This is a genomic window from Paenibacillus sp. GYB003, assembly GCF_036577625.1.
Classification (GTDB): Bacteria; Bacillota; Bacilli; order Paenibacillales; family NBRC-103111; genus Paenibacillus_AB.
The window spans coordinates 97,864-104,092 of the sequence record NZ_JARBDC010000085.1 but is presented as its reverse complement, the minus strand read 5'-3'; the positions used below and the strand labels follow the sequence as shown (position 1 = coordinate 104,092).

The following is a 6,229-nucleotide window of genomic DNA, read 5'->3' as shown; positions in this document are numbered from 1 at the left end:
CTCCAATATTTTTTCAACGATTCTCACCTTGTTCCATTCGTCTTCTGTCAGTGTAATTGTCTCCTGTCCCATAGTGACATTATCTCAGAACAGTTATGGTATGACATTATCACAGACGAACAACACGATGGAAACATTTGCTTGACATTCCGGCCGGCATTCATTACAATTTCATTACGCTTAATTTCCGATTCTTTGGATCGGAAAGCGGGGGAACCAAGTTTTTGGGGCGAGTCGAGCGATGCCGCGCATCCTCGTAGGGAACCATCTTCCCGAGTCCGTCAGCTAACCTCGTCAGCAGCAGATGGGTCAAAACGTCAATCATTCGCCATTTTTGACCCGCAAACAGGGTCTTTTTGCGTTTTTTTCGGATTAAAGACCCTGTATCCGGAGGCTTTGCCTTTCCTTCCTCCGGGCCGGGTCTTTTCGTTTTGTCCGAATATCCTTTAAATGTATGATTTGTAAAATAATATTTAAACCAACGCCGGGAGGATGGACGCGCTTTCCCCCGTTCCAAACGACGCCGCTCGAGAGGCGCCGCGATCGGGGATCATATAGATCAAATCGATACGAAAATCGGGAGGTATGAGCAATGGCGCAGCCTAAGTACATGACGGACATCGGGAAATTGACGCGGATACCGGAGCAGGAACGGGAGAAGCTCAAGGCGATTACGGAAAAGTTCGTTTTTCGCGTAAACGACTATTACTTGAACTTGATCGACTGGGACGATCCGGCCGATCCGATCCGCAAGCTCGTCATTCCGAACGAGGGCGAGCTTGCGGAATACGGCCGGTGGGACGCTTCGGACGAGGATACGAACTACGTCGTTCCGGGCTGCCAGCACAAATACCGGACGACCGCCCTGCTGATCGTCTCCGAAGTGTGCGGCGCGTACTGCCGGTACTGCTTCCGCAAACGGCTGTTCCGCAACGACGTGAAGGAAGCGATGTCCGACGTCGAGCCGGGTCTCGCCTATATCGCGAAGCATCCCGAAATCAACAACGTGCTGCTGACCGGCGGCGACAGTCTGATTTTGGCCACGCCGAAGCTGCGGTCGATTTTGCAAAGGCTGCGGGAGATGGAGCATGTGAAAATCATTCGGCTCGGCTCGAAGCTGCCGGTGTTCAACCCGATGCGCATTTACGAGGACGGGGAGCTGCTGGAGACGATTCGCGAATTTTCCGACGCCGAGCGGCGCATTTACGTCATGGCGCACATTAACCATCCCCGCGAAATTACGCCCGAGGCGCGCCGCGGCTTCGAGGCGCTCCACGACGCCGGCGCGATCGTCGTCAACCAGACGCCCGTGCTGAAAGGGATCAACGACGATCCGGCCGTGCTCGGCGAGCTGCTCGACCGGCTGTCGTGGGCCGGCGTTACGCCCTACTACTTTTTCATCAATCGTCCCGTCGCCGGCAACCGCGATTTCGTTCTGACGCTGGAGGAAGCGTACCGGATCGTCGAGGAGGCGAAGGCGCGGACGTCGGGACTCGGCAAGCGCATCCGGCTGTCGATGAGCCACACGTCCGGCAAAATCGAAATTCTCGCGATCGAGGACGGCAAGGCGTATTTGAAATATCATCAGTCGCGCGACGACGAGTACGGCAAGTTCATGGTGCTGGACTGCCCGAAGGACGCCTCCTGGTTCGACGACCTGCCGGGCAGCGAAAAGCTGTGGACGAAGCCGCGCAAAAAGACGGCCGGCATCGTCTCCGTCAACGAGCTGCCGGATATGCCGCAGCGGCGGAAACGGGCGACCCCCGAGCCGAGAGCGAAAGCGCGGGAGCAAGCGGATTAACCGCCGCTCTCCGGGACGGACGTTCGGCTGGACGCGAATATATTTTCCGTTATGACCGCTATAAGGACCCCCATCAGCAGCCCGTTGCCGAGCAGCGGCCGAACGAGCGGCGGCAAGCCGAGAAACGCCTCCGCCGGGATGTTCATGAGCGATACGCCCACGATGACCGGTCCTCCCAGCCGGTACACGATGCCGCTCGTAAACGGAATGGCCGACGCGGCCCGAAGCGCCGACCCGAACAGCGGCCAATACGCGACGAACAATACCGCCTGGGCGACGCTCATCGGCATCGCCGACAGGTGGGCCCCGAGCGGCGGCACGAGGCCGATGACGAGAAATATCGCCGCGCCGAGCAGAAACGGCGCCCGCTTCAGCAGGCCGGTCGTCTGCAAAAACCCGAGCGTCGAAGTGAACGGCGCGTACGGCACGAGGCCGAACAGGCCGGCCAGCGACGTGAAGCCGCCCGTCAGCATAAACGACCGGCGGTAGGCGGCGCCGTCCGAACGGCGGCCGTACAGCTCGTCGGCGCCGCGGATAGCGGCCAAATTGTTGGACGCGTTAAGCAGGCCCGTCACCATCGCGGTCAAGAACACGCCCCATTCCAGATTGGGCGCCCCCCACGGGAACAGCCGAAACAGCGAAGCGCCGCCTCCCCCCGCGCTTTCGGCTGCCGGTTCGGCGATCCATGCCGCATAGGCGATCCACCCGGCGGCGATTCCGATCAAAACCGCGTAATTGCGCACCGCGCCTTTGCCCTTCGTCTGCACGACGATGACGAGAACGGCGACCAGTACGGACAAGACGAGTACGTCGGCTCGAACCGGGTGTCCGGGCACGTAACCGATCATGCCTTTGAAAAAAATGAGCGTCAGCTGGAGCGCGAGCAAAAACAAGTAGACGCAGGTGACGACGGGGCCGAACAGCCGCGACAGCACTCCGCTGAAGCCGGTAGCTCCGATGACGAACGTCAGCAGGCCGGCGGCGATAATGCCGAGGGAAAGCGCTCCCCCCAATCCGGCGAGCGACAAGCCGAGCGACGGCGCCGACGCGGCCATGCCGAGCAGCATCCCCCACCACATCCCGGAGTGCCCCTCCAGCAGCGGGTAGCGGTGACCGATCGCGACTTGAAGCAAGCAGGCGGCGCCGGTAATCAAAAACGACCTTTGCAGGGCGGCGGCGATTTCCGCGCCGGACAAATCGTACGCGGCGCCGATCGACAAAGGAACGACGACGGTGTTGGCAAACATAAAAAAAAGCCACTGCAAGCCGCCCAGAAAGGTTTCAAGCTGTGTCGTACGTTTCATGATGACCCTTTCCATTGCATGAGCTGGTGATTCAGCTTGCCGGTAATAAGTAGAAGGCCGGTTAAGCTGTGTATTCTTGTCATTATGCATGCGTTTATGCGGGATTGTCAATGGCGGGCGCGGACTTGGCCGAGGCGCTCGCGTGCGGAGCGAGCCCCGGGATTTGGTTGGGCATCTGGCGGGTTTGCCCGGTTTTGACCGGTTTTGCCCTGCTCGGCTGTACTCGGCTCGGACCTGATTAGCTCTGGTCTGAATAAAGCCGGCCAACTCTGCTCGACTCCGCTCTGTTCCCCCCCCCCCCCACTCTGACCGGTTCTGCATCGTTCTAATCAGCTCCGGCCTGCTCCGACCTCTCCGGCCTAGCCCGGCTGTATTCAGTTCTGATCTAACCTGCTCCGGCCTACTCTACTCTACTCTACTCTACTCTACACTACTCTACTCTACTCTACTCTAACCTGCTCCGACCTGCTCTACTCAGTGACTCTGACCCGAACGTCTCTGCTTTACCGTCCCCGCTTGCTCTATTCTGCTGCACTCGGCTGTATCCTGCCCTAACCTGCCAAACTTGCTCGCCGAAATCCTCTCGCCATATAACCGGAAAAGCTCCCGTTAATTCGTCACCGAGTAGATGACGCTTCACTTTAACTGGAAAAGCTCCCGCTAAATCTGCGACTCGACGACCACACGCACGATTTGGGCGAATTTATCGGGAGGTTTTCCTGCAAATACGGCCGGCAGCGGGGAAAACGATAAAATGTACGGGAGGTTTTCCCGTTAATTTTGCTCCATCCCCTCAGATACGGCGGGACGGCATACTAAGCAACGGAAGGCACGAGCGTGTCGTTGCTACTCCAAACAAAAACGGGTTAAGCAGCAAAGCCTCGCAATCGGAACGCCGCCGCACGCATACGGCTCTACGGCTCTACGGCCCGAATCGCTCGACAAAGCGCGCGATCCGTTCGGACGGCGCGACGCCCCAATCTTTGCGAAGCCGATCCCGCAGCTCCTCGTACAGCTTGCGGACGGCGTCGGCGCTGCCCGCATCCGCCAGCAGCCGGAACAGCTCGTCGTAGTACGTTTCCGCGTTCGGCTCCAGCTCGATCAGCTTCCGCCATATCGCTTCCCGCTCCGAAGTTAAACAAGAAGAGACGTATTGACACGAAAATTCGATTGTACTATGCTTAATTTACTATAATGAAAGCGGTTCATCATACTGAACCGTTTAAAGGAGGATCGCCCTTTCCACGCGGCTGCCGCATCGATTCCGTGATGGGCGTGTCGTCGCCAACTGTTTGCAATGCAATGGGGGAAAGGTCCGGCGATCGATCGGCGCCTACGGACCCGGGCATCGTCGGAAGAGTTCACTCGACTGAACGACATTTATGGAAGCGCTGCCATCATCATTCGAAAGGGGAAACGGATATGGTGAAAAAATGGGGAGCCGCCGCGTTCATTGTAACGCTCGCCGTCGTCACGGCCGCTTGCAGCGGCGGCGGAAACGGTACGGGAGCGAAACCGGCGGATAACGCGGGCGACGGGAGCGCCGCCAAAAAAGACGACGTCGCCGCCAAAATCGCCGAAGCGACCTCGAAGCCGGTCGTCATCCATGTTTTCGAAAATTCGGCGACGTATACGCAGGAGCAGTTTATGGAGCTGTACGGCAGCAAAGTCCAGAAAAAATATCCGAACATGTCGTTCAAGCTGTATTCCGCGAACAAAAACAACGGCGGCGGCACGCTGCCCGAGCTGATCGCGCAAGGCGTCCCGATCGATCTCGTCAAAGTGAGCGGCGCTTCCTTCTACTCGCTCATGGCCGACAACAAGCTGGAAAACAACGTCGCCGATCTGGTCAAATTGTATGGCTACGACATGAACAAGCTGTACCCCGCCGTTCGGGAGCAGATGGAGCAGTTCGGCAGCAACAAAGAAATATACGGCATACCGAACGCCACCGTGTCCGTCGCGCTGTTTTACAACAAAGACCTGTTCGACAAATTCGGGGTCGGCTATCCGAAGGACGGCATGACGTGGGACGAAGTGTACGAGCTGGCACGCAAGCTGACGCGCCAGGAAGGCGGCGTCCAGTATATGGGCTTCCAGGAGGGCTACGGGCATATTTTTCCGGTCAACCAGCTGTCCCAAGGGTTTATCGATACGAAGACGAACAAGGCGACGCTGAACAACGAAAACTGGAAAAAGCTGATCGACAATTTCGCGCGATTCCATACGATTCCCGGAAACGAATTCGTCGCGAACTACTCCGACCCGTTCTGGAAAGACGGCAAAATCGCCATGGTCGCCGCCCAAAGCGCCGGCACCTGGGAATTCGCGAAGACGACGCCGATCAACTGGGATCTCGTCGAGCTGCCGCGGTTCAAGGAAGCCCCCAAAGCGGGTGCGGGGCTGCAGCTTCCGTTCTATGCGATCGCAAGCACGAGCAAAAACCGCGACCAGGCGTTCCTGGCCGCGGCGTATATCGGGTCCGAGGAGTTCCAGAAAGAATTTGCGATGCAGGGGTACGTCCCGCCGATTAAAATCGACAACCTTGCGGGCGTGCTCGGAAAAAGCATTCCGCAGCTTGCCGGCAAAAACTTGAAGGCCGCGGTGCCGCTCGAATCGGCCGCGTCCCCGTATCCGTTCAATTCGTACATGAGTCTGGTGCCGAGCTACTTGTACACGGCCTACACCGATGTCGTCACGGGGAAAAAAGATACGAACACCGCCCTCCGCGAAGCGGAGGAAGCGGCGAACAAAAAAGTCGAGGAAGCGATAGCCGCCAAAAAATAACCGGAGCGATCCGGCTCCCGCCGCGGATCGAACGGATCCGTGCGGGAGCCGGTTGCCTAATGCGGACTCGCGGCCGGCGGCAACGCTGCGGGATCCGCCGATACCGCCGTAAAGATATTTTAGCCGGATTCGTCTAGTGGCCGTATCCGTGCGATGCGTCGGAGAGATACCCGATGACGACGAACAGAACGAGAAAAATACTCATCGCCAGCAGCGCATACCCTGTCGTTCGCGCCGTCCGGCCGTTTGTACGCCGCTTTGCCTTCCTTATAAACCAAAACCCGGCGCCCAGCAATAAAGCAACCAAAAATCCGACATTATCGTTCATGCCATCGCT

At 58.2% G+C, this 6,229-nt stretch carries 5 protein-coding genes and 1 riboswitch; of the genes, 2 read left to right on the top strand and 3 right to left on the bottom strand.

Annotation, left to right across the window (positions count from 1 at the left end):
* The first annotated feature begins 167 nt into the window (after nt 1–167).
* Nucleotides 168–315, top strand: a riboswitch (cyclic di-AMP (ydaO/yuaA leader).
* A 277-nt stretch (nt 316–592) separates the two neighbouring features.
* Nucleotides 593–1,801, top strand: a complete 1,209-nt coding sequence (locus tag PV407_RS27220) for a KamA family radical SAM protein (protein ID WP_332093149.1) — start codon at nt 593–595, stop codon at nt 1,799–1,801.
* Here PV407_RS27220 and PV407_RS27215 read toward each other — a convergent pair.
* Entirely contained in the window at nt 1,798–3,105 is a 1,308-nt protein-coding gene (locus tag PV407_RS27215) for a uracil/xanthine transporter (RefSeq protein ID WP_332093148.1), read from the bottom strand. The genes PV407_RS27220 and PV407_RS27215 overlap by 4 nt on opposite strands.
* Before the next feature lie 922 nt (nt 3,106–4,027).
* Entirely contained in the window at nt 4,028–4,207 is a 180-nt protein-coding gene (locus PV407_RS29680) for a hypothetical protein (protein WP_442951715.1), read from the bottom strand.
* 320 nt (nt 4,208–4,527) lie between these two features.
* On the opposite strand from PV407_RS29680, the gene PV407_RS27210 reads away from it, so the two are divergent.
* On the top strand, nt 4,528–5,892 hold the full coding sequence (locus PV407_RS27210; protein ID WP_332093147.1) for an ABC transporter substrate-binding protein: 1,365 nt from the start codon (nt 4,528–4,530) through the stop codon (nt 5,890–5,892).
* Nucleotides 5,893–6,025: 133 nt separating this feature from the next.
* Here the strand turns inward: PV407_RS27210 and PV407_RS27205 are convergent, their stop codons facing one another.
* Nucleotides 6,026–6,220 (bottom strand): hypothetical protein, encoded by a 195-nt coding sequence (locus tag PV407_RS27205; RefSeq protein WP_332093146.1) that lies wholly within the window; start codon nt 6,218–6,220, stop codon nt 6,026–6,028.
* Nucleotides 6,221–6,229 lie beyond the last annotated feature (9 nt).

Bases quoted from the DNA above. Each gene is read 5' to 3' on its own strand.
- PV407_RS27210 (WP_332093147.1), top strand. From the start codon at position 4,528: ATGGTGAAAAAATGGGGAGCCGCCGCGTTCATTGTAACGCTCGCCGTC.
- PV407_RS27215 (WP_332093148.1), bottom strand. From the start codon at position 3,105: ATGAAACGTACGACACAGCTTGAAACCTTTCTGGGCGGCTTGCAGTGG.
- PV407_RS27220 (WP_332093149.1), top strand. From the start codon at position 593: ATGGCGCAGCCTAAGTACATGACGGACATCGGGAAATTGACGCGGATA.
- PV407_RS27205 (WP_332093146.1), bottom strand. From the start codon at position 6,220: ATGAACGATAATGTCGGATTTTTGGTTGCTTTATTGCTGGGCGCCGGG.